Below are 22,265 nucleotides of genomic sequence, written 5' to 3' on the forward strand. Positions count from 1 at the left end.
TCATCCTACTGACCGGCCCCGGCGCGGGTGGACGCGTAGCGCTCCAGGAGCGCGGGCAGCGCCACCGCCGGGGTGCCGTCCAGACGGGCCAGGTCGGCGGGCGTGCTCACGAAGTCGATCGCGGACAGCTCCGGCTCCTCCCGGCGCTGCACCGCGTCGGCCAGCAGCGCGGCGAACCGTTCACGCACCTCGGGCTCGGGCCGGGGCGGTGCCCCGAAGCACACCCCCAGGTTCCCGTTCGGCGCCCACAGCACGGCCCAGCGGGTCAGGTCCGGGGCCGGCACCTCGACGCCCGTCTCCTCCCCGAGCTCGCGCGCGGCGTGCTGACGGATCAGCTCCTCGTGCAGGGGACGGCCGGGTTCCGGCGGCTCCACCGTGCCGCCCGGGATCACCCAGCGCCCGGCCCCGGTGGACGTCCAGGCCGCCGTCCGCCCCACCACGACGCCGGCCGGGGTGGGCTGCGCCGTGGCCACGAACAGGAAGGCGGGTGTCGTGACCTCCGGCATCTCCCTGAGCAGGTGGCGGCGGTAGGTGGCGCGGGCCCATCTGACGAGCAGGCCGCCGCGCCCGTCCGGCTCGGCCCCGAGCACGGTGACCACCGGCCCGTCGAACATCAGCGGGTTGGCGTGCACCCCCTCGCCCCACCGCTCGGCGAGTGCGGCCTCCTGGTGCGGCGCGAGGGCGGGCACCGGCACCTCGGTGAACCTCAGCGGCCCGTCGGCGTCCAGAAATTTCATCGTCGCTGCCTCCCCGTTCCCGACGGCTGAAACAGTGCACGGGTGCACCCGCCGCCCGGCACGAATTCGATGCGCGAGAATCCTCACACGGGCGCTCCGATGGCGCGGGGCACACACTTTCGTGCCTTATTGTCCGGATCATGGCTAAGGCACCTGTCCCACAGAACATTCCAGGCCTGCTCGGCGCTTTCGGGATTCTCAGCCTGGTGGCCGGGCTCCTGGCCGCGGGACTGGCCGTTCCCGGGGCCGCCGCCACCGGCCTGGCCTCCAACAACGCGGTCGACGCGTTCATGGCCCTGCCCAGTGACCTCGAGACCACCCAGGTCTCCGCGACCACCCGCGTCCTGGCCTCCGACGGCTCCCTGATCGCGACGTTCTACGACGAGAACCGCACGCCGGTGAAGCTGGCGAAGATCTCGAAGTACCTGCAGGACGGCGTGATCGCCATCGAGGACGAGCGTTTCCGCGAGCACGGCGGCGTCGACAGCACCGGTCTGCTGCGAGCCCTGGTGGTCAACCAGATCGCCGGTGACGCCTCGCAGGGCGCCTCCACCCTGACCCAGCAGCTGGTCAAGAACCTGCTCAAGCAGGCGGCCTACGCCCAGGACGACGAGGACGCCTACAACGCGGCCTCGGCCAAGTCGAACTCGCGCAAGCTGCGCGAGATCCGCCTGGCCACGGCCCTCGAGAAGAAGATGACGAAGGACGAGATCCTCGAGGGTTACCTGAACATCGCCTGGTTCGGGCGCCAGACCAACGGCGTGCAGGCCGCCGCCAAGTACTACTTCGGCACCACCGCCGAGAAGCTCTCCCTGGCCCAGGCCGCGATGCTGGCCGGGATGATCCAGTCGCCGACGATGTACGACATCTCCGACCCGGACAAGCTCGAGAAGGCCGAGGTCCGCCGGAACCTGGTGCTGCGCAACATGCTCGCCCAGGGCAAGATCACCCAGGCCGAGCACGACGAGGCCGAGCGCACGCCGATCCGCCCGAAGATCACGCCGACCTACCAGGGCTGCGCCAACGCCGGCACCCGCGGCTACTTCTGCGACTACGTCTACAACGTCATCACCAAGGACTCCGGCTTCGAGGCCCTCGGCGAGACCCAGGAGGAGCGCGAGACCGCCATCAAGCGCGGCGGTTACACGATCCGCACCACCCTCGACCCGAAGGTGCTCAAGGCCGCCTGGGACTCGGTGAAGACCCGGATCCCGCCGAACGACCCGAGCCGCGTCGCCACCGCGACCGCCACGGTCGAGCCCGGCACCGGCAAGGTGCTCTCGCTGATCCAGAACAAGTTCTACAACCCCAAGCAGAGCGCGAAGAACACCACGATCAACTACGCCACCGACTACAAGTACGGCGGCTCCTCGGGCTTCCAGACCGGCTCGACCTTCAAGCCGGCCACGCTCGCGGCCTGGCTCGACGCCGGGCACTCGCTCTACGACCAGCTCGAGGGCTCCGCCGGCACGCTGCCCGAGAACTCGTTCAGCTACTGCGGCCAGAACCTGCAGAGCTCGGCCAGCTACACCTTCACCAACTCGGCCGACGGTGAGGGCCAGGGCATGATGAGCGTCTGGGACGCGACCAAGAACTCGGTCAACGGCCCGTACATCCGGATGACCCAGAAGCTCGACATGTGCGACATCCAGGACATGGCCACGAAGCTCGGCATGCACCGCGCCCAGTCGGTGATCGACCCCTGCATCGCGGGCAACTACAGCGCCAAGGCGCCCAAGATGACGAACAAGGTCCCGCAGTGCCAGCCCTCGGTGACCCTGGGTACCGCCAGCCAGTCGCCGCTGACCATGGCCAACGCCTACGCCACGTTCGCCTCGGGCGGTGTGCGCTGCAACCCGACGGTGGTCACCTCGATCAAGGACCGCAACGGCAAGAGCCTCAAGGTGCCCGGCGCCAACTGCAAGCGCACCATCTCGGCCGCGGTCGCCAACACCGTCGCCCTGGGCCTGAGCAAGACCCTGACCGAGGGCACAGCCAAGGGTGTCGGCGCGCTCGCCTCGGGCCAGCCCGCCTCGGTCAAGACCGGTACCACGAACCGGTCGCAGGACACCTGGTTCGTCGGCTTCACCCCGCAGCTGGCCACGGCCGTCTGGGTCGGCCCGGAAACGGTGAACGGCAAGCGCCCGTTCATGCGGAACATCACCATCAACGGCACGTACTACAGCGCCGTGTACGGCTCCAGCATCGGCGGCAAGATCTGGAAGGACGTCATGGCGGCGGCCCTCCAGGGCAAGCCGGTCAAGCAGTTCCCGGACGCCGCGGGCAACCTGGTCGGCACCCCGCCGGCGCCGCCGGAGCCCGAGGAGACCGAGGAGGAGACGCCCGGCGGGGCCACCCCCGGCGGCGGCAACACCCCGGGCAACGGTGACACTCCGGGTAACGGCAACACCCCGGGCAACGGTGACACCCCGGGCAACGCCGGCCCCGGTAACGAGAACACCAACCTGCCCGGGAACGGCCGCTGACCCGAAAGGGCAGATGAGAAACGGGGTGGTGTCCGCGCTCGCGGACACCACCCCGTTCTCGTGCGTGCCTGTCAGGCCGCGGTGCAGACCGGGCGGAACAGCTCCCAGGAACCGATCCGGGTGGCGTCGGAGTGGATCGTGTCGGTGATCCGCCCGCCCCCGCCGACGGCGGTCAGGTAGTGCCCGTTCGTGGTGCGGATCGCGTACCAGCCGCTGCCCTGGGACAGGAACGTGAACCGCTCCCAGGCCTGGATGCGGGTGGCGTCGGAGTGGATCACGTCGGTGATCCGGCCGCCGCCGCCGACCGCGGTCAGGTAGTTGCCGGTCGTGGTGCGGATGCCGTACTCGATGAACGCCTGGCCGGTGCCCGAGTCGACGAGCGTGAACCGCTCCCACGAACCGACCCGGGTGGCGTCGGTGTGCAGGACGTCGGTGAGACGCCCGCCCCCGCCCACCGCGGTCAGGTAGTTGCCGGTACGGGTCTGGATGGTGCAGTTGACGGGCGCGACATCGGCTTTCATCGCTGCGCCCGGCGTCGCCGCGCTCGCCGCGCCCGCCGACGTCACCCCGCCCAGGCCGAGGCCCAGCACTCCGAGCACGACGGCTCCGGCCTTGATCATTCTTCCCGTGATCGTCACGTCTCCCCCTCCGGGTGAACTGGTTTCGTGCTGCTCACCCTGACGGGACCCACGGCGACGGCCATCGGTCGTCCGACCTATGCGGGCCGGATCGGCCCTTTCGGGAAGCTCACTCCACGCCCGCCTCCGCCAGCAGTTCGGTGGTGACCTGCCGGGCGTCGATCCCGGGCACGCCGCGGCTCCCGAACCAGGCGGCCAGATTGCGGACGTCGCGGTACAGGAAGCCGGGTCCGTGCGGGTTGGCGATGAGGTCGACGACCTGGGGAAGATCGATCAGCACCAGGCGCCCGTCGTGCACCAGGACGTTGTAGGCGGACAGGTCGCCGTGGGCCAGGCTGCACCGGGCCAGCACGCCCATCGCCCCTATGGCCTGCTGCCAGAGATCCTGCGCCTGGGCGGCCGGCGGACGCACCTGGGCCAGACGGGGCGCACCCTCCCCGGTTTCGTGGTTGCCCACGAACTCCATCAGCAGCTCGGTCTCCAGCACCTGCACCGGGTACGGCACGATCGGCGCGCCGTAGGCCGAGCTCACCGTCCAGAGCTGGCTCAGGGCACCGAATTCGGATCCGGCCCACTGCCCGGCGATGAGCTCACGGCCGAAGTCGGTGCGCCGGGCCATCGCCCGGTTGCTGCGGGACTCCTTGACGCGGCGGCCCTCCAGGTAGCCGGAGTCGCGGTGGAACATGCGGTGCTCGGTGGAGCGGTACTGCTTGCGGGCCAGCAGACACGAACGGCCGGTGTCCGGCACGGCCCGGCGCAGCAGCGAGACGTCGGCCTCCTTGCCGGTCTTGAGCAGGCCGAGATCGCTGTCCACGGCGGCCAGTTCGGTCACCAGCCAGTCGGGGTACGGACGCGGTCCGCGCCCGGTCGGGGGCGAGTCGGCCCAGGTGCTCCAGCGGTCGCCCCCGCCCGGGACGTCCGGGGCGGGGTCGGGTTCGAGGTCCGGCAGCGGACCGCGGGACGAGCGGGACCTCAGCTCGTCGATCTCGTCGTCGAAACGGGGGCGGCCACGACGGCGGCCGGGATGCTGGTCATATTCGCTTTCGCGCACGGGAGATGTCCTCGGTGAAGATCGGAGTCGAGAGAGAAGGAAGAAGGGCAGGCAGCAGTCGGACAGGCGTCAGCACGGTCACTCGCACGGTCTTTCCTCCTCTCGGCTCCGGGACCCCTCGGGCACCCGGTGATCAGTTCGAGCAGATCGTCGCGCGTCCGGATTCCGGGCGCAACCGAATTACCGCGGCCCGCCCCGGTGGCCGGTGACCGGCACGCCCGGGGCGAGCATCCGTCCCCCGTGGATCATCAGCGGGCGAACCCGGCGGGAGTGAATTCCCCCTCCTCGAGGCGCGTCTCGATCTCCTCGAGGCTATGACCGGTCATCTCGGGCATCGTGCGGTAGAGGAACACGAACGCCGCGACGTTGAAAAGGCCGTACATCCAGAAGGTCTGGCCGGTGCCGATGGTCTCCATGATGGTCAGGAGCGTCAGTGTGATGAGCACGTTGGTGCCCCACAGCGACGCCGACTGCGCGGCCGCCCCGGCGGCCCGGGTGGCGAGCGGGTAGATCTCCGAACCGGTGAGCCAGCCCATCAGCTGGATCCCGCCGGCGGTGAAGGCCATGAACGCGATCAGGGTCGCGATGATCCACGGGATCGCGGACTTGCCGTCGTGACCGGTGACGAAGAACGAGCCCAGCACGAACAGGGCGACGGCCGCGCAGGGCAGGGTCGTCAGGGTCAGCCGGCGGCGCCCGACCCGGTCGATCACGGCCAGCCCGATCAGCTGCGCGATCAGGTAGGTCAGGCCCAGCGCGACCGAGACGCGCAGGGCAGTGGAGTCGGAGAAGCCGTTGTCGGTGAGGATGGTCGGCGTGTAGTAGACGATCATCTCGATGCCCGACAGCTGCGTGAAAATGGCCAGCCCGCAACCCACCACGAGCGCCGGCCGCACCCAGCCGGCCCGCAGACCCGACCAGCCGCGGGTGCCCGCCTCACGCTCGGCCTCGACGTTGCGCCGGATCTCACCGAACTCGCCGTCCAGGTCGGCGTCCGGGTGCCGCACCCGCTGCAGCGCCGCCCGGGCCCCCTCGGGATCACCGCCGCGCAGCAGCCAGCGCGGGCTCTCGGGCAGCCGGAGCATGAGCAGGAACATGAGAGCGGCCGGTACGGCGGCGATTCCGATGGCCAGACGCCAGGCGACGGCCTCACTGGCCCCGACGATCGTGGCGATGACGATGCCGACGCCGATCGCGATCTGGAAGAACAGCACCAGCCGGCCGCGGTAGGCGGTCGGCGCGAGCTCGGCGACGTAGACGGGCGCGGTCTGGGTGGCCCCGCCGACCGCGAAACCCAGCACCAGACGGCTGAGGGACAGCAGGATCGGGCTGGGCGCCAGCGCGGCCGCGGTGGCCCCGACCACGAACACGATGCCGACCAGCAGCAGCGTGCCCCGCCGGCCGCGCCGCTCGGCCAGGTGACTGCAGGTCAGGGCCCCGATGACGGCGCCGACCAGGATCGAGGCGGCGATCACCTGTTCCCAGCCGGAGCCGATGTCGAAGTCGTCGCCGATCTGCAGCAGCGCACCGGAGATGATGCCGGTGTCGTAGCCGTACAGCAGGCCGGAGATGGCCGAGACCAGGGCCACGACCACCACCGATCCGGTCAGTCCCGCGTCATCGTGTGCCTGGCTCGTCATTGCGCCTCCGGCCCTCGAACGTCACTCTCTCGCCCGCAATGCTGACAAGAGGGTGCCTTCCCGGCCATTCGAGGTTCGGCGCGCCCGGTTCTCGGCGCGGGCCTCTGGCTCGCGATGTCCATCGCGATCACGTCCGCACCCTCTTCGGCGCACCGGATCGCAGGGCTGCGGCCCCGGCCGCGAGCGGCCCTATCCTGAGGCGATGCCAGCCCTGCCGTCCGACGACCCCCGCTACGCGCGCACCCGCCAGGCACTGCTCACCGCGCTGCTCGAGCTCGGCGACGACGACCTGGCCGAGGTCTCCGTGGGGCTGCTGGCCCGCGCCGCCGGGGTGCACCGCACGTCGTTCTACAACCACTTCACCTCGCTGCCCGAGGCGGCCGCGGCCGCGCTCGGCGTCGGCATGCACGAGATCATGCGCGAGGACGCCTCGGCCCGGCGCACCGGCATCGCGCCCGAGGAGGCCGCCCTGGCCACCACCCGGCGCACGTTCGAGTACCTGGCCGGGCACCGGGGCCTGTACCTGCTGGCCTCCGACTGGCGCTCACCGTCGGGGCTGCGCGGCATCGCCGACGTTCTGGCCCAGCAGCTGCGCGAGTACCGGAACCGGTTCGGCGCCGGCCAGAACGCCCGGCCGGAGCACGAACTCCAGGCCGAGGACGTCTACGTGGCCTCCGCGGTCGAGGGCTACTACGCGGCGATGCTGCACGACGGTCTCGCCGTCGAGTCCGGCACGGCCTCCCGCCTGCTCTACGCGATGCTGCCGTCGTGGATGCGCACGCCCCAGGACAGGTCCTAGCGATTCTGCGTCCGGGCCAGATCCTCACGCAGGCCGCGGATCTCCTCGATCAGGATCAGCAGCAGCGCCTCCTGGCCGTGGTTCTGGTTCGACGCCGTGCGTTCGGCCTGCTCGGCGTTCTCGGTCCACAGCGGTGCGCGCATGGTGTCCCCCTCCAGAGGTGGTGTGGCGCGGACATCCTGCGGCCTACCTCCGGGTACACCTGAACCGACGCGCCGGTCGTCAGGAGTCGCACGCGACGCCGTCCCCGTCGCGGTCCAGGTCGTAGACGTCCGGCCCGACGACCCGGACCTCCTCGCTCAGGTACGCCGGGCCGTTGCCGCCACCCCCTTCGCAGTCGACGTCGGCGGCGAAGGGGACGCACGCGCCGGTGTAGCTGGGATGACACTCGGGCTCGGGTTCCGCTTCGACCTCAGGCTCGGCCTCGACCGGGGGCTCGAGTTCAGCTTCCGTGACGACCTCGGGTTCAGGTTCGGGTTCGGGTTCCGGTTCGGGGGCCGCGGCCAGGATGTACATCCCCTGCCCGGGAACCAGATTCGCCCCGGTGCGCGGCCAGGTGCCCGCCGCCGGGTCGTTCTCGCCGCCCTCGTGCAGAGCCGGCGCCCTGACCCGCTCGTGCCAGCTGACCGTCGCGGCCGATGCCCCGGGCAGCAGCGGCGGCACCGGTGACGTGCCGGCGGACCGCGCCCGGGTACCCCGCAGGTCCTGCGGCTCCCGGCCCCGCGCGTAGTGGAACTCGACGAGTTCCGTGACCCCCGCGAACTGCCCGCCCTCGTCGGTCAGGTCACCCGCCGCGGTGCGGCCGCCCCGCAGCCGGGGCATCCGCGGATTCGCCGCGAACCACTGCGCCTCGGAGTTCTTCAGCACGTACAGCCGCACCTCGTCCTCGTCCGCCAGGGCCGTGCCGGCCGCCGGATCCTGGTCGAGCACGGTCCAGTTGCCCGTGTCCCAGACGCTGCGCCCCAGCGGCGAGGCGTCTTCGTCGTCCACGGACACCCCGGCGTCCAGATCGCCGACCAGGTCCCGGGCCTCGGCGTAGCCCAGGCCCACGACCTGAGGCATCGTCACCGGCTCCGACGTTCCGCCGCAGCCGCTCAAGAGCCCCGCCACGACCAGGAGCAAGGCCCCCACCGATCCTGATTTCGCCACTGTCGTCCCGCTCCCCCTGAAGCACTCCCCCATCGGCTCCGCCAGCGTAGGAAAGCGGGGACGAGCGCACGGGCGAACGCCGAGAATGTGACCCGGACGATATCCAGGAGGCCGGCGTGACCCTCATCTTCCCGGACGGCCCGTGGCGGGTCGCCCCGCTCGACGAGGTAGCCGCCCGTCTGCCGGCGACAGCCACCCGGCATCCGGAGACAGCCGACCGACCACCGGCGTCCAGCGCCCTCACCGTGGTCGCCGTCGACGGTCACGGCGGCTCCGGCAAGAGCACCCTCGCCACCGCCCTGGCCACCCGCGTCCCCCGCACCGCGATCGTGCACACCGACGACATCGCCTGGCACCACTCGATCTTCGGCTGGTCCGACCTGCTCGTCGACGGGGTGCTGGCCCCGGCCCGCCGTGGCGAGGAGGTCACCTTCCGGCCCCCGGCCTGGCAGCGGCGCGGGCGCGAGGGCGCCGTACACGTACCCGCCGGCACCCGCACCCTCGTCGTGGAGGGCACCGGTGCGGGCCGGCTCGAGCTGGCCCCGTTCACCGACCTGGTCATCTTCCTCGACGCCGATCTCGACGAGGGCCGGCGCCGCTGCCTGGCCCGCGACGGCGACACCCCGCAGGCCCGCGCGTTCTGGGACGGGTGGATGGCCGAGGAGACCCCGTTCATGGCCGAGCACCGCCCCTGGGAACGGGCGGGCCTGATCCTGTGCGGCACGTCGGACCTGCCCCACGACCCCACCCGCGAGGCAGTAGTGCGGGATTAGCCGCACCAGTCCAAACCGCCTGCCGCAAGCAATGATTCATCTCCTTGACACCATCACCTCGGGCGGGACAGATTGCGCCCGAAGCTGCTGGTCAACATGGAGGTTGTCATGGCTGCGCACCGTTCCCCGGCCGGTCTGCCCGGCTCGTTCCTGGCCACGTCGTCGATCACCCGCCGCACCCTGTTCCGGGGCCTCGCGGTGGGCGGCGGGCTGGCCGCGACGCTCGCGGCCTGCGGTGACGGTGACAGCGGCGGGGGCAGCGGCCCGCTGCGCGTCGGCATCAACGAGGCCCCCGGCTCGGGCCGCGCCTACGACCAGCAGAAAGCCCGCCTGGACGCCTTCACCGAGGCCGAACTCGAGGTCAACTACGTCGACCACAACACGTTCCAGGAGGGCATCAACAACTACCTCCAGGGCAGCCCGGCCGACGTGTTCACCTGGTTCGCCGGCTACCGGGCCCGCTCGTTCTACACCAACGGCCTGATCGGCGACGTCTCCGACGCCTACCCGGCCGACGTGAGCGAGGCGATCAGGAAGGCGTCCACCGCCGACGACGGCAAGCAGATCTTCGTGCCGACCAACAACTACCCCTGGGCCGTCTTCTATTTCAAGAGCCTGTGGGAGAAGAACGGGTACGAGCCGCCGGCCACCCTCGACGAACTGGTCACCCTGTCCCGGAAGATGCAGGGCGACGGCCTGACCCCGATCGGCTTCGCCGACAAGGACGGCTGGCCCGCGATGGGCACCTTCGACATCCTGAACATGCGGATCAACGGCTACGACTTCCACATGAGCCTGATGGCGGGCCAGAACTCGTGGACCGACCCGAAGGTGAAGACCGTCTTCGACACCTGGCGCGGACTGCTCCCCTACCACCAGAGCGACTCCCTGGGACGCACGTACCAGGAGGCGGTTTCGTCTCTGCAGCAGAAGAAGTCGGGCATGTACTACCTGGGCCTGTTCCTCACCGACTCCCTCGAGATCGAGGAGCAGGAGGACATCGCGTTCTTCACCTTCCCCGAGATCGACTCGACCGTCGGGGCCGACGCGATCGACGCTCCCATCGACGGCTTCTGCCGCTCCGCCGCCCCCCGGAACGAGGGCGCGGCGACGGATCTGCTGAAGTACCTCGGATCCGGCGACAGCGGGAGCGCCCTCGACACCGCCGAGATCCCCCAGATCGCCACCAACGCGAAGGCCACCACGGGCAACTACACCGATCTGCAGCAGCGGGCGGTCGAATTCATGGGGACGCAGAAGTCGATCGCGCAGTTCATGGACCGCGACACCGACCCGGGCTTCGCGTCCACCGTCATGATCCCCGCCATCCAGACCTTCATCAAGAATCCCGACGACGTCGACGGCCTGCTGAAATCCATCGACGCGCAGGCCAAGTCGATCTTCGTGAGCTGAAAGTGCTTCTCCGGGGTGGACGCCGTGGTCGCCGGCGGCGGCTGACCGACCGGGACCGGGTGGTCGTCTCGGTCATGGTGGGTGTTCCGACGCTGCTGGTGATCGCGCTGGTCTGGGTGCCGGCCCTGCTGTCGGTCGCGCTCAGTTTCGTGCGGTGGAACGGGCTCGGCAGCGTGGGCGACGCCGACTGGGTGGGCCTGCAGAACTACCGCGACATCGTGGAGATCTACCCGCCCTTCTGGCCTGCCGTGCGGCACAACCTGATCTGGCTCGTGGCCCTGTTCCTCGGCCCGACGGTGCTCGGCATCGCGCTGGCCGCCGTGCTCGACCGCGAGCTGCGCGGCAGCCGTCTCTACCAGACCGCGTTCTTCCTGCCGACCGTGCTGTCGCTGGCGCTCATCGGTTTCGTCTGGCAGCTCGTCTATTCCGCCGACCAGGGCCTGCTCAACGGCCTGACCGGCAGCTCGATCGACTGGTACGGCGACCCGGAGTACAACCTGGGGGCTGTCATCGTGGCCTCCGGCTGGCGTCACACCGGTTACATCATGCTGCTGTACCTGGCGGGCCTGAAGGGCGTCGACCCGGCGCTGCGCGAGGCCGCGAAGCTCGACGGCTGCGGTGAGGTGCAGACGTTCTTCCGCGTGGTGTTCCCGGTGATGCGGCCCGTCAACATCATCGTGCTGGTCATCACCGTGATCGAGTCGCTGCGCGCGTTCGACCTGGTCTGGGTGATCAACAAGGGCCGCAACGGCCTGGAGCTGATCAGCGCCCTGGTCACGCAGAACATCGTGGGCGAGGCCAGCCGCGTCGGGTTCGGCTCCGCGCTGGCCACGATCATGCTGGTCGTCAGCACCGTCTTCATCGTCGTGTACCTGAGAACCGTCATGCGGGAGGACAACTCGTGAACGCCCGGCTGCGCGCGGTCTACGCCCTGGTCGCCGTGCTGGCCCTGGCCTGGCTGTTCCCCGTGATCTGGGCCCTGCTGAACAGCTTCCGTTCCTACGCCTACACCGCGCAGCACGGCTACGTCTCGTTCGGCGGCTGGACCCTGAAGAACTACGCCGACGCCTGGGAACGCGGCAACTTCGCCCACTACCTGCTGAACTCGCTGTACGTGACGGTGCCGGCCGTGATCGCCAGCATCGGCCTGGCGGCGTGCGTCGCGTTCGTCATCGCCCGGTTCAGCTTCCGGTTCAACGTGGCCCTGCTCGGCCTGTTCACGGCCGCGAACCTGCTGCCGCCCCAGGCCCTGCTGATCCCGGTCTACCGCATCTTCCGGCAGGTCCCGATGCCGTTCTGGATCAGCAGCAGTGGCTCGCTGCTCAACAGCTTCCTCGGGCTGATCCTGGTCAACACCGCCTTCCAGACCGGGTTCTGCACGTTCGTGCTCTCGAACTACATGAAGACCCTCCCGGCCGAGATGTTCGAGGCCGCCGAGGTCGACGGCGCCGGGGTCTGGACCCGCTTCTGGCGCCTGGCCCTGCCCCTGTGCCGCGCCCCGCTGGCCGCCCTGGCCGTGCTGGAGGTGACCTGGATCTACAACGAGTTCTTCTGGGCCACCGTGCTGATGCAGGACTCGTCCAAGTTCCCGATCACCAGCTCGCTCAACAACCTGCGCGGCGCCTTCTTCACCGACAACAACCTGGTGGCCGCCGCCTCGGTCATCGTCGCGATGCCCACGCTCATCGTGTTCCTCGTGCTGCAACGACAGTTCGTGGCCGGGCTCACGATGGGCTCCACCAAGGGCTGAAACCTCACCCGGCCGCGTAGAAGCGGTAGGCGGCCGTGTACGCGACGCCCTGCGTGGCGCCGTCGGCACAGGCCCCGACCGGCGCCACGCCGCCCGTGGTGTCGAGCCGCTGCACGTAGGTCACCGAACCGAACAGCCCGTCGCCGCGCGTGGTCGTGGCCCGCAGCAGCAGCTGCGGGATCGAGCCCTCCACCGGCGACGAGGCGATCGACGCGGCCTCCACCAGCGAGCCGTCGTCCAGGGACTCCCAGCTCGGGCCCCGGAAGTGCACAGCCTGGACCGGGCGGTGCGTCGCGGTCGCGAAACCGGCCAGCCGCGCGGCCGGTTCGAGGAAGACCCAGGCGCCCCCGGTGCAGCGGTAGACCTGGACGCCGGTGGCCCGGAACCGGGCCACCTCGCGGTTGCCGGCCGGCGGGACGAGATTCGCGGGAACGGACGAGGGGCGCGCCGAGGACTGCGCGGCGGCCGGCAACGGCGACCGCGCGGACCACGGGGCGGACGGCTCGGCCGACGACTGGGCGGACGACTGGGCGGACGACTGCGCGGACGACTGCGCGGACGACTGCGCGGACGACTGCGCGGACGACTGCGCGGACGACTGCGCGGACGACTGGGCCGCCCCGGCCGTCGCCAGCCCCGCCGTCATCGTCAGGCCGAGGGCCACCACCACTCGGAGGGTCCGGGTGCTGATCTTCATCGATGCTCCACCTCTCGCTCCGGAAACGGGACACCGGACATACGACGGGTGCCCGGCCGATGGTTCACCCCCTGCCCCAACCCTCACCTCGGGGGATGGTTCTCCAGCCGTCACCGGCTCCTTCTGAGCATAACCACAGCTCAATCGCCTCTCAGCAAACTCTCCCCCAACGTGAGATTGGGTGAGGAGGTGTCTGCCGGACGAGAACGAGGCTCCGTGAGCATCCATACCGGGCGCCGCGTGGCCCGGCGCTACGCCACCCCACCCCTCGCCCGCCACGCCGTCCACCCACCGACCCTCGCCACCGCGTTCGACCCCCGCGACAACGCGCTCAACGTGATGCGGCTCGCCCTGGCCGTTCTCGTCGCCGTCGTGCACGCGTCCTTCCTCGGCTACGGGTGGCAGCCCCACATCGGGCACACCGAGGTCGGCGCCCTCGCGGTCGACGCGTTCTTCGTGCTCAGCGGGTTCCTGGTGGTCCGCAGCTACCTTCGGCTGAAATCGCTGCCCCGCTACGTCTGGCACCGCGCGCTGCGGATCCTGCCCGGGTTCTACGCCTGCCTGACCGTCACCGCCCTGTTCATCGCGCCCCTGCTCGCGGTGGTCGTGGGGCGCCCGGCCACCTCGGTGCTCAGCGGCGAGGACTCGTCCGTCGGGTATCTCACCGCCAACGCGGGCCTGCTCATGCGCCAGTTCGGCATCGCCGGCCTGCCCGGCACCGGCGGCAACCCGGACGTGGTCAACGGTTCGCTGTGGACGCTGTTCTACGAGGCCTTCTGCTACGGACTGGCCGCCGGGCTGGGCCTTCTCGGCATCCTGACCCGCCGGCTGTGGGTGCTGCCGATGCTGATCGCGGGCCTGTGGGTGGCCACGCTCGCGAGTGCCGTCGGCGTGAACCCGCTGGGCTCGGAGTACCTGCTGCGCTTCGCGCTGGTGTTCCTGCTCGGCACCGCCGGGCTGCTGTTCGCCGACCTGATCCCGATCCACGCCGGGCTCGCGCTGGGCGCTTTCGCGGTGCTGATGCTGAGTCTGCTGCACTTCGAGAACTACCGGGTGCTGGGTGCTCCGGCGTTCGCGTACCTGTGCCTGTACGCGATGGTGCGCCTTCCGGTGCCGTGGGAGCCGCGCTGGGACGTCTCGTACGGCATGTACGTCTGGCACTGGCCGGTGGCCCAGCTGCTGGTGGCCCTGCGGATCACCGAGTTCCCCGGCGTCGTCTTCGTTCTCGCGGTCGTCGCGGTGGCGGGGGCGGTGTCGGCGCTGTCGTGGAACCTGGTGGAGAAACCGGCGATGGGCCTCAAACACGCGGCGTGGGTGAGCCGGCTGGAACGAGCGCGGCCGGCGTGACGTGGCCCGCACGGCCGTGGCTGCGGTGGGGTGCTCGCGGCGGCCAGGGACCTGGGCGTGTCCGGCGCGGACACGGGCACGGTCGTCGTCGCGGGTGCGGCGAGCACCATGTTCGTCACAGATGCTCGTCAGGGCTTATCATCGAACGTATGTTCGAGTCGCGGGCGGGAGAGACAGGGCCTTCAGGGCGGCCTCTCCTGCACGTCGACGCCGACTGCTTCTTCGCCGCGGTTGCACTGCGGGGCCGTCCCGACCTGGCGCGGCGCCCGGTGGCGGTCGTGAACCACATGTTCGTGGCCAGCGCGAACTACCCGGCCCGCCGGCGGGGAGTGCGCGGTGGCACGACGGTCGCGGAGGCCGTGCACGCGTGCCCGGGGCTGGTGCTGCTCGACGTGCCGCACGCGGAGGTCGAAGAGGTCTCCGACGCGTTGTTCGGCGTCTTCCACCGCTTCGCCGCCGCGGTCGAGCCGGGCTCGGTCGAGGAGGCGTTCCTCGACGTGCGGGCGGGTGACTGGGGCGAGGCCGCGCGCACCGCCCAGACCCTGCGCGCCCAGGTGCTTCTCGAGCTCGGCGTCACGGTCAGCGTCGGGGTGGGGCGCACCAAGCTGATGGCGAAACTGGCCTCCCGGGCGGCCAAGCCCGACGGCCTGCACCTGATCGAGCCGCACCACGAGGCCGAACTGCGCGCTGGGCTGCCGATCTCGCGGGTCTGGGGCATCGGCCCGAAGACCCTCACCCGCCTGGCGAACCTCGACGTGCACCGCCTCGCCGACCTCGACCGGGTTCCCCGCGAGGCGGTCCAGCGCCTGTGCGGCACCACGATGGCCCGGCGCCTCACCCAGATCCGCAACGGCACCGACGACGCGGTGGTGCGCCCGGTGCAGCACCGCGAGAGTCTCAGCGCCGAGGTCTCCACCGAGGGCTACGCGCGGCCCGACCACACGCCGGCGGCGATGGCCCGGCTGTGCACCGAGCGGGTACTGCGGCGGGCCGAGAAGGCCGGGCTGAGCGGCACCGGCATCCTGCTCACCCTGCAGCCGCGCGACGGCGGGCGGCCCGAGCGGCGCCGCCAGAGCGGCACTCCGGGCGACGGCTGGGTGCACACGGCCTCAGCCCTGCTCGAGCGGGAACCGGTGCCGCCGCTCGCCGGGCTGCGGGTGACGCTGACCGGCCTGGCCCCGGCCGGGCAGGAGCCCGAAACCCTTTTCTGACGCGGTTATCGGCTCGCGACGTCCTGGGCGGTACGCACGAACGCGGCGACGGCCGGGGAGCGTGACCCGACGGCCCAGACCACCGCCAACGTCGAGGGCTCCAGGTCTTCGACGGCGCGGTAGACCAGGTTCGGGCGGGGGAAGCGCTCGGCCAGCCACTGCGGCAGGAACCAGACCAGGTTGCCGGTCTCGACCAGGCTGAAGATCTGCGAGAGGTCACGCCGCACGCGCTGTCCCGTGGGCGCGGTGACGTCACCGAGCTCGGCGGCGGTGCCGTTGGGCAGCATCCGCCCGGCCAGGTCGCTCAGCCGCAGCGGGCCCGGGTGGGTGACCAGGGGGTCGGAGGCCGCGAGCGCCACCACGCGCGGCGCGGTCACGAGCGGCTCGGACTCCAGGCCCTGCGGGTCGTAAGGCGTTGGCACGAGAGCCACGTCGGCCCGCCCGTCGCGCACGGCCCGCACCTGGTCGCCGGGACCGCCCAGCAGCAGCTGGACGGGCAGCTCGCGGTACTCCTCGACGATGCGGGGCAGCAGCCCGGCGTCGAAGTCGGCCTTCAGCGCCACCGTCAGTGCGGGGGCCGGCCGGCCGGAGCGGTGGGCGCGGCGGCCCGCGGCCTGCACCGCCTCGAGCGCACGGCGGGCGTCGTCGAGCAGGGTCTCCCCCACCGGGGTGAGCGCGACCTGTCGGGTGGTGCGCACCAGCAGCTGCACGCCGAGCTGCCGTTCCATCTCCCGGATCGCCCGCGACAACGGCGGCTGGGCCATCCCGAGCCGCTGCGCCGCGCGTCCGAAATGCTGTTCCTCGGCCACGGCGACGAAGTACCGCAGCTGTCGCGTCTCGAGGTCATTCATATCTCCACGGTATCAATCGAGAGCGAACCGGTCCTTCTGTCCGGGCGGGTAACGGCGTTGACTTCGAACCCCCCGCCACTCTCCGGAAGGAACCCTCATGATCGTCGTCACCGCCCCGACCAGCCAGATCGGCTCCCAGGTCGTGCAGAACCTGCTGCGGGCCCAGGCCCCGGTGCGGGTCGTCGCCCGGGACCCGCAGCGCCTGAGCCCTCAGGTGCGCGAGCACGCCGAGGTCGTGACCGGCTCCCACCGCGACCCGGCCGTCGTCGCCGAGGCGCTCACCGGGGCCGACGCCGTGTTCTGGCTGGTGCCCGCCGACCCCAGCGCGCCGTCGGCCGACGACGCGTACTCGGGCTTCGCCCGGGCCGGGATCGAGGCCTTCACCGCGCAGAAGGTGGGCCGCGTCGTGGGTGTTTCGGCGCTCGGCCGCGGGACCGCGGTGCAGGAGTCCGCCGGATACGTGAGCGCCACCCTGCGGATGGACGACGCGATCGCCGCCACCGGCGTCCCCTACCGGGCCCTGACCATGCCCTCGTTCATGGACAACACGCTGCGCCAGATCGTCCCGATCACCACGCAGGGCGTGTTCTCCGGGCCGATCCGACCCGACCTGCCGCTGCCCCTGGTCGCGACCCGCGACATCGCCGAGGTCGCCGGCCGGCTGCTGACCGACGCGAGCTGGACCGGTTCCGAGGAGCGGCCGGTGCTCGGCCCGGAGGACCTCACCTTCGAGCAGATGGCCGCGACCGTCGCGGACGTTCTCGGCAGAAGCGTTCGGTACCAGCAGATTCCGGTCCAGGCGCACCGGGACAACCTCCTCGCGCGGGGCAGCTCACCGGCGATGGCACAGGCCGCCGCCGACATGGGGCGGGCCAAGAACGAGGGCCTCGACCTCGGCGTCACCCGCACGCCGGAGTTCAGCACCCCGACCACGTTCCGGCAGTGGTGCCAGGAGGTGCTCAAGGCGGCGGTGTGACTCTCGCCCCGGGGCCGGCCGGTCCGGGCAGACCTGATGTCACGGCCCGGCCGGGCGCACCCGCTCGCCGGTCAGCCACCGCGTCAGTTCCGCGGCCGGCACCGGCCGGGAGAAGTGGTACCCCTGAGCCCCGGCGTACCCGAGAACCCGCATCTGCTCGGCCTGTTCGGCGGTCTCGATGCCCTCGGCCACCGTGTCGAGCCCCAGCGCCCGGCCCAGCCCCGCAACCGCCTGCGCGATCGCGACCGAGGGCCCCGTCTCGTGCCCGTCGTGCACGAAGCACCGGTCGAGCTTGAGGATGTCCACCGGCACCTGCACCAGCCGGGCCAGCGAGGAGTAGCCGGTGCCGAAGTCGTCCAGCGCGACCCGGATCCCCCGGGCGCGCAGCTGCGCCAGGTGCGGCCCGGCCCGGCCGACCTCGAGCACCGCGGTCTCGGTGACCTCGAGCACCAGGTCGTGCGGATCCAGGCCGGCCGCGGCGAGTTCGTCCAGCACCTCGGCCACCAGGTCGGGACGCTGCAGCCGGGCCGGGGAGAAATTCACGTTCAGGTGCAGGCCACGGCCCGCCGGAAGGCTCTGCTGCCAGGAACGCACGTCCCGCGCGGCCCGTCGCATCACCCAGGCGTCGATGCGCTCGATCAGGTCGCCGCCCTCGGCCAGCGGCAGGAACTGCGCAGGCGTCAGCAGTCCGTCGCGCGGGTGCTGCCAGCGCACCAGAGCTTCCACCCCGGACGCCGTGCCCGTGGCCAGCGACACGACGGGCTGGTAGTACACCACGAGTTCGTCGTCGAGCAGCGCGTTCTCGAGCTCGGCCTCGAGCTGGGCCTGCGCCTGGCGGGCCTCCCCCATCCCCGGCTCGTACAGGCACCAGCCCAGCGATTTGCCGCGCTTGGCCTCGTACATGGCCACGTCCGCCTGCCGCATCAGATCACCGGTCTGCGCCCCGTCCACGCTGAACGCGACGCCGATGCTGGCCCTGATCCCGATCAGCTGACCGCTCACCGGCACCGGGGGGCCGAGAGCGTCCAGGATGCGCCGGGCCACGGCACTCGCCTCGGTGGCCGAGGGGGTGTCGCTGAGCACGACGGCGAACTCGTCGCCGCCCAGCCGCGCGCACAGGTCACCGCCGCGCACCTCGCGGCGCAGGATCCGGGCGAACGCCACCAGCAGCTCGTCACCGGCCTCGTGGCCCAGCCGGTCGTTGACCGGTTTGAAGTCGTCGAGGTCGATCAGCAGGATCGCCACCGGACGCGGGTCGTGCGCGGAGCGGTCGGTGAGCCCGTTGACCACGTCGCGCAGCCGCACCCGGTTGGCCAGCCCGGTCAGGGCGTCGGTCGTCGCCATCGCCCGGTTCTCGCGCAGCACCAGGAACTACCGCGACGACACCGCCGCCGTCATCACGATGCTGCCGACGATCAGGCCGCCCCAGGGGAAGAGCCCGGTGCGCACCGCGGCCACGGCCATCAGGCCGGAACTGAGCAGCAGGGCACCGTAGGGCAGCCAGGTCACCGGGCGCAGCGAGCGCGAGGAGACCGGCTGACCCCGGCGCCGGCGCAGGTTGCGGCGCCGCTGCTCGGTGGCGGCCAGCACCAGGAACAGCTGCGGGACGAGCTGGAACAGGTTGGCCGCGCGGCGGGTGAAGACGTCCGGATCGGTCAGCCCGAGCACGAAGTACACGTCGGCGACCAGGAACGTCACGCTGGCGGCCAGCAGCAGGAGCACCGGGCGCCGGTCCGGCGGTGACACCCCGCTGAGCAGCACGCTCGAGACCCCGAGCACCAGCACCAGGTCGGCCAGGGTGAGCACGCCGAAACTGATGCCGAACAGCGGGTTGTCGAGCTGCCTGCGGGTGAGCACCGGCCCCAGCACCAGGTACCACAGCGCCATCAGGCCACCGCCGACGACGGTCAGCACGTCCAGACCCAGCCGCCAGCGCGCCGATCCGGTCACCGGGCGGGTGTTCAGCATGAGCAGCGCGGACAGGAGCACCAGGGCGAACCCGAACCGCAGCAGCAGCCCGGCCAGGAACCCACCGGTGGAGACGTCCTGCAGCGAGTCCGGGTGCTCGCCGAAACCGGAGGCCACCAGGGCGACGCCGGTCAGGGCCAGGAGCACGAAACCGCCGGCCAGCAGCCACCAGGCCCGGGCCCCGCGCCGGTCGACGCTGCCCCGGGCGGCGGTGACCGTGGTCAGGAGCCCGGCCAGCTCGATGACCGGGAAGGTGGCCGGGCCCACCAGTTCGGGCGACAGGATCCAGAGGTTGGCGACCACCAGTACGACGCACAGCACGTACGGGGCGCGCAGCGACCACCGCGGAAGGTGCCGGCCGGCACCCACGTCCGGCACGTCGTCCTTCATCGACCGAGACCCCCGCGATCCCCCGGCGCCCCCAGACCGGAACGCTCCGCTCTGGGGATCGGAAACCCGGCGACGGACTTGAGGGCCGTGTGCCGGGCTCGCACCCGGCACACGGGGGGACTCACACGTTCGTGAGCCGCGGAATCACGTTCTGCACCAGCCCGGTCGCCCACGGAACCGGGTTCTCGTACTGCGGGGTGGTGAGCGAGATCAGGTCCACGCCGAGCGCCTTGTACTTCTCGGCCTGGGCCAGGAAACCGTCCACGTCCTCGAGAACCGGCCCGCGGTAGAGCATCGTCTTCTCGATCGCGTCGTAGTCGGTGCCCAGCTTCTCGCAGTGCCCGCGCAGCACCCCGAGCTTGTGCTTCACGGTCTCGTAGGACTCCTCGTCGGCGCCCCCGAACAGGTTGCAGGCCTGCGCGTACTGGGCCACCAGGCGCAGCGTCTTCTGCTCGCCGCCGCCACCGATCATGATCGGCACCCCGCCCCGTCGCGGCTGCGGCAGGTTGATGGTCTCCTCGAGCTGGAAGTGCTTGCCGTGGAAGGCACCGTCGTTGTCCGACCACATCTGCCGGCAGATCTGCAGCGTCTCCTCGAGGCGCTCGAACCGCTCCGAGGTGGAGGGGAACGGCACGCCCAGGCCGGCGTGCTCGCGGTCGTACCAGGCCGCACCGATGCCCAGCAGCGCGCGCTCGTGCGAGAGCACGTCGAGCGTGGAGACGATCTTGGCCAGCAGGCCCGGGTGGCGGTAGGTGACGCCGGTGACCAGCAGGCTCAGCCGGACCTTCCGGGTGATGCCGGCCAGGTACCCCAGCGAGGTGTACCCCTCCAGCATGGGCTCGAAAGGCCCTCCGGCGTGCAGCATCTGGAACCAGTGATCCATGACCGTCAGGAGGTTCACGCCACCCTCGTCGGCAATCTGCGCCGTCTCGGTGAAGCGATCGGTCAGGGTCGTTTCCCACTCCGGGTGGGTGAAGGTGAAGTAATGAATCCCGAGATCCATGAGTTGCCTTCCCTCGTTCACGTCGTCACACAGACGTCACCACCCTAACCCCAAAACGGAGGCTCGTCCGTATCTGCCGACGGGCGCGCCTGACATGCTGCCCGGATGCGCGCTTTCTCGACCCTCGACCGCCTGACCCGCACCTTCTGGCGGCACACCGGTCGCCCGGTCGACCTGGCCGGCCGGCACGCCTGGCTGGACGCTCCCCGCAACGACGGCCCGAACGTGGCGGACGCGTGGGTCGAGTCGGCCGCCCGGGCGATGGGTGGGCACGCACAGCACGGACGCGCGGACGCGGGTCTGGTGCGCGACCTGGCGGTTCTCGACGGACCCGGTTTCGCGGCCGCGGACCTGCACCCGCTGGTGCGCGACTTCTACGAGCACACCTCGGCCTGGCGCCTCGAGGCCTGGACGCAGTGGAGTCCCGTGTTCCAGCCCGGGGGTGAGCTGATCGCCCGCTTCTTCGGACGCCGCCTGCAGCAGCTCGCCCTGCCGATGCGCCCTCTCGACGTCTCCCGCGGCATGGACAGCCGGGTCGTGACGCTGCACGACGCGAACGGCACCCAGCAGGGGGCCGCCTGGCTACGCACCCTCAAGGCGACCGGCGAGTGGGTCTTCAGCGGCGCCTACTCCACGCGTTCACTACCCGGCGCCGACCGCCCCAGCGTGCACGTCGCGTTCCCGCTGGAGTCGGGCAACGTGCAGGTGTTCCTGCGCCCCCGTGTCCTCGACGGTGGGGCGCTCGAACTGTCGTCCCCCCGTGGCCGTTTCGGGCAGGACGGCGCCTACGTGACCACTCTCGACCGGGGCCGGGCGTTCGCCGCGCGGGTGCCCCTGCACGAGACGTTCCGGGTGTTCGTCGACGACGAGGGCGTCCTGCGCACCGACCACGAGCTGTGCCTGTGGTCGGCCACCGTGGTACGGCTGCACTACCGGTTGTCGCGGTGAATCTGGCCTCGCGGGCCCGGGTGGGGTGTGGAAGGGTTCCGGGCAGCATCACGATCGCAACGGAGGTAGCCCGTGCAGGTTCAGGTTCAGACCGACAAGCACATCCGGACCGAGACGGACTGGATCGAGGACCAGCTCACCGATTCGCTCGCGCGTTTCGCCGAGCAGCTGGTCCGGGTCGATGTCCACCTGAGCGACGAGAACGGCGACAAGCCCGGCACCGACGACATCCGGTGCGGCCTGGACGCGCGGCTCGCCGGCGTGAAGGACCTGGTCGTGACCCACTCGGCCGGCAACGTGCACGACGCCTTCCACGGCGCGCTGGGCAAGCTGACCAAGTCGCTCGAGAGCAGCACCGCCAAGCTCTCCACACGCCGCGGACGGGACTCGATCCGCACGGCCGAGCCGACCGAGCTCCCCGAGGACATCATCTCCTAG

Annotated in this window: 22 protein-coding genes; 11 read left to right on the plus strand and 11 right to left on the minus strand. The window is 71.0% G+C overall.

The window, feature by feature from the left end; translation table 11 throughout:
• Positions 1–5: 5 nt before the first annotated feature.
• Entirely contained in the window at positions 6–737 is a 732-nt protein-coding gene (locus J2S57_RS34545) for an NUDIX hydrolase (protein ID WP_307250696.1), read from the minus strand.
• Between the two features lie 140 nt (positions 738–877).
• On the opposite strand from J2S57_RS34545, the gene J2S57_RS34550 reads away from it, so the two are divergent.
• A complete protein-coding gene (locus tag J2S57_RS34550) occupies positions 878–3,223 on the plus strand; it encodes a transglycosylase domain-containing protein (RefSeq protein ID WP_307250699.1) in 2,346 nt (781 codons plus the stop codon).
• Positions 3,224–3,294: 71 nt separating this feature from the next.
• Here J2S57_RS34550 and J2S57_RS34555 read toward each other — a convergent pair whose 3' ends face one another.
• The 3 genes from J2S57_RS34555 to J2S57_RS34565 form a co-directional block, all read right to left on the minus strand.
• Positions 3,295–3,861 (minus strand): fascin domain-containing protein, encoded by a 567-nt coding sequence (locus J2S57_RS34555; protein ID WP_307250701.1) that lies wholly within the window; start codon positions 3,859–3,861, stop codon positions 3,295–3,297.
• A 109-nt stretch (positions 3,862–3,970) separates the two neighbouring features.
• Positions 3,971–4,912 (minus strand): serine protein kinase RIO, encoded by a 942-nt coding sequence (locus tag J2S57_RS34560; RefSeq protein WP_307250703.1) that lies wholly within the window; start codon positions 4,910–4,912, stop codon positions 3,971–3,973.
• 248 nt (positions 4,913–5,160) lie between these two features.
• Complete coding sequence (locus J2S57_RS34565; protein ID WP_370882741.1) at positions 5,161–6,510, minus strand: sugar porter family MFS transporter; 1,350 nt, start codon at positions 6,508–6,510, stop codon at positions 5,161–5,163.
• A gap of 244 nt (positions 6,511–6,754) precedes the next feature.
• On the opposite strand from J2S57_RS34565, the gene J2S57_RS34570 reads away from it, so the two are divergent.
• Positions 6,755–7,351 (plus strand): TetR/AcrR family transcriptional regulator, encoded by a 597-nt coding sequence (locus J2S57_RS34570; protein WP_307250707.1) that lies wholly within the window; start codon positions 6,755–6,757, stop codon positions 7,349–7,351.
• Here the strand turns inward: J2S57_RS34570 and J2S57_RS34575 are convergent.
• Positions 7,348–7,494: a hypothetical protein gene (locus tag J2S57_RS34575; RefSeq protein ID WP_307250710.1), complete on the minus strand. Its 147-nt coding sequence runs from the start codon at positions 7,492–7,494 to the stop codon at positions 7,348–7,350. The genes J2S57_RS34570 and J2S57_RS34575 overlap by 4 nt on opposite strands.
• Before the next feature lie 79 nt (positions 7,495–7,573).
• Entirely contained in the window at positions 7,574–8,413 is an 840-nt protein-coding gene (locus J2S57_RS34580; RefSeq protein ID WP_307251159.1) for a PASTA domain-containing protein, read from the minus strand.
• A gap of 203 nt (positions 8,414–8,616) precedes the next feature.
• On the opposite strand from J2S57_RS34580, the gene J2S57_RS34585 reads away from it, so the two are divergent.
• The 4 genes from J2S57_RS34585 to J2S57_RS34600 all read left to right on the plus strand — a co-directional run bounded on the left by J2S57_RS34585 (position 8,617) and on the right by J2S57_RS34600 (position 12,436).
• Positions 8,617–9,273 (plus strand): nucleoside/nucleotide kinase family protein, encoded by a 657-nt coding sequence (locus J2S57_RS34585; RefSeq protein WP_307250712.1) that lies wholly within the window; start codon positions 8,617–8,619, stop codon positions 9,271–9,273.
• 108 nt (positions 9,274–9,381) lie between these two features.
• Positions 9,382–10,686, plus strand: coding sequence for an ABC transporter substrate-binding protein (locus J2S57_RS34590; protein WP_307250713.1), 1,305 nt, complete (start codon positions 9,382–9,384; stop codon positions 10,684–10,686).
• A 2-nt stretch (positions 10,687–10,688) separates the two neighbouring features.
• On the plus strand, positions 10,689–11,591 hold the full coding sequence (locus J2S57_RS34595) for a carbohydrate ABC transporter permease (protein ID WP_307250715.1): 903 nt from the start codon (positions 10,689–10,691) through the stop codon (positions 11,589–11,591).
• Positions 11,588–12,436 (plus strand): carbohydrate ABC transporter permease, encoded by an 849-nt coding sequence (locus J2S57_RS34600; protein ID WP_307250717.1) that lies wholly within the window; start codon positions 11,588–11,590, stop codon positions 12,434–12,436. The genes J2S57_RS34595 and J2S57_RS34600 overlap by 4 nt, the downstream gene beginning before the upstream one ends.
• A gap of 4 nt (positions 12,437–12,440) precedes the next feature.
• On the opposite strand, the gene J2S57_RS34605 is transcribed toward J2S57_RS34600, so the two are convergent.
• Positions 12,441–13,133, minus strand: coding sequence for a DUF3455 domain-containing protein (locus J2S57_RS34605; protein ID WP_307250719.1), 693 nt, complete (start codon positions 13,131–13,133; stop codon positions 12,441–12,443).
• A gap of 216 nt (positions 13,134–13,349) precedes the next feature.
• On the opposite strand from J2S57_RS34605, the gene J2S57_RS34610 reads away from it, so the two are divergent.
• Entirely contained in the window at positions 13,350–14,480 is a 1,131-nt protein-coding gene (locus tag J2S57_RS34610; RefSeq protein WP_307250721.1) for an acyltransferase family protein, read from the plus strand.
• A gap of 149 nt (positions 14,481–14,629) precedes the next feature.
• Positions 14,630–15,691, plus strand: a complete 1,062-nt coding sequence (locus tag J2S57_RS34615) for a DNA polymerase Y family protein (RefSeq protein WP_307250723.1) — start codon at positions 14,630–14,632, stop codon at positions 15,689–15,691.
• 5 nt (positions 15,692–15,696) lie between these two features.
• On the opposite strand, the gene J2S57_RS34620 is transcribed toward J2S57_RS34615, so the two are convergent.
• A complete protein-coding gene (locus J2S57_RS34620) occupies positions 15,697–16,542 on the minus strand; it encodes a LysR family transcriptional regulator (protein WP_307250725.1) in 846 nt (281 codons plus the stop codon).
• A 97-nt stretch (positions 16,543–16,639) separates the two neighbouring features.
• Between J2S57_RS34620 and J2S57_RS34625 the strand changes: the two genes are divergently transcribed.
• Positions 16,640–17,518 (plus strand): NAD(P)H-binding protein, encoded by an 879-nt coding sequence (locus tag J2S57_RS34625; protein WP_307250728.1) that lies wholly within the window; start codon positions 16,640–16,642, stop codon positions 17,516–17,518.
• A 39-nt stretch (positions 17,519–17,557) separates the two neighbouring features.
• Here the strand turns inward: J2S57_RS34625 and J2S57_RS34630 are convergent, their stop codons facing one another.
• The 3 genes from J2S57_RS34630 to J2S57_RS34640 all read right to left on the minus strand — a co-directional run bounded on the left by J2S57_RS34630 (position 17,558) and on the right by J2S57_RS34640 (position 20,879).
• Positions 17,558–18,862, minus strand: coding sequence for a putative bifunctional diguanylate cyclase/phosphodiesterase (locus J2S57_RS34630; RefSeq protein WP_307250730.1), 1,305 nt, complete (start codon positions 18,860–18,862; stop codon positions 17,558–17,560).
• Positions 18,863–18,889: 27 nt separating this feature from the next.
• The gene (locus J2S57_RS34635) at positions 18,890–19,876 is read right to left on the minus strand and encodes a hypothetical protein (RefSeq protein WP_307250732.1); all 987 of its coding nucleotides are present in this window, start codon (positions 19,874–19,876) and stop codon (positions 18,890–18,892) included.
• A gap of 121 nt (positions 19,877–19,997) precedes the next feature.
• A complete protein-coding gene (locus J2S57_RS34640) occupies positions 19,998–20,879 on the minus strand; it encodes an LLM class F420-dependent oxidoreductase (RefSeq protein ID WP_307250733.1) in 882 nt (293 codons plus the stop codon).
• 105 nt (positions 20,880–20,984) lie between these two features.
• On the opposite strand from J2S57_RS34640, the gene J2S57_RS34645 reads away from it, so the two are divergent.
• Together J2S57_RS34645 and J2S57_RS34650 are read left to right on the plus strand one after the other, a co-directional pair.
• Positions 20,985–21,827: a hypothetical protein gene (locus J2S57_RS34645; protein ID WP_307250736.1), complete on the plus strand. Its 843-nt coding sequence runs from the start codon at positions 20,985–20,987 to the stop codon at positions 21,825–21,827.
• A 72-nt stretch (positions 21,828–21,899) separates the two neighbouring features.
• Positions 21,900–22,265, plus strand: a complete 366-nt coding sequence (locus tag J2S57_RS34650) for an HPF/RaiA family ribosome-associated protein (RefSeq protein ID WP_307250738.1) — start codon at positions 21,900–21,902, stop codon at positions 22,263–22,265.

This window comes from Kineosporia succinea, assembly GCF_030811555.1.
Classification (GTDB): domain Bacteria; phylum Actinomycetota; class Actinomycetes; order Actinomycetales; family Kineosporiaceae; genus Kineosporia; species Kineosporia succinea.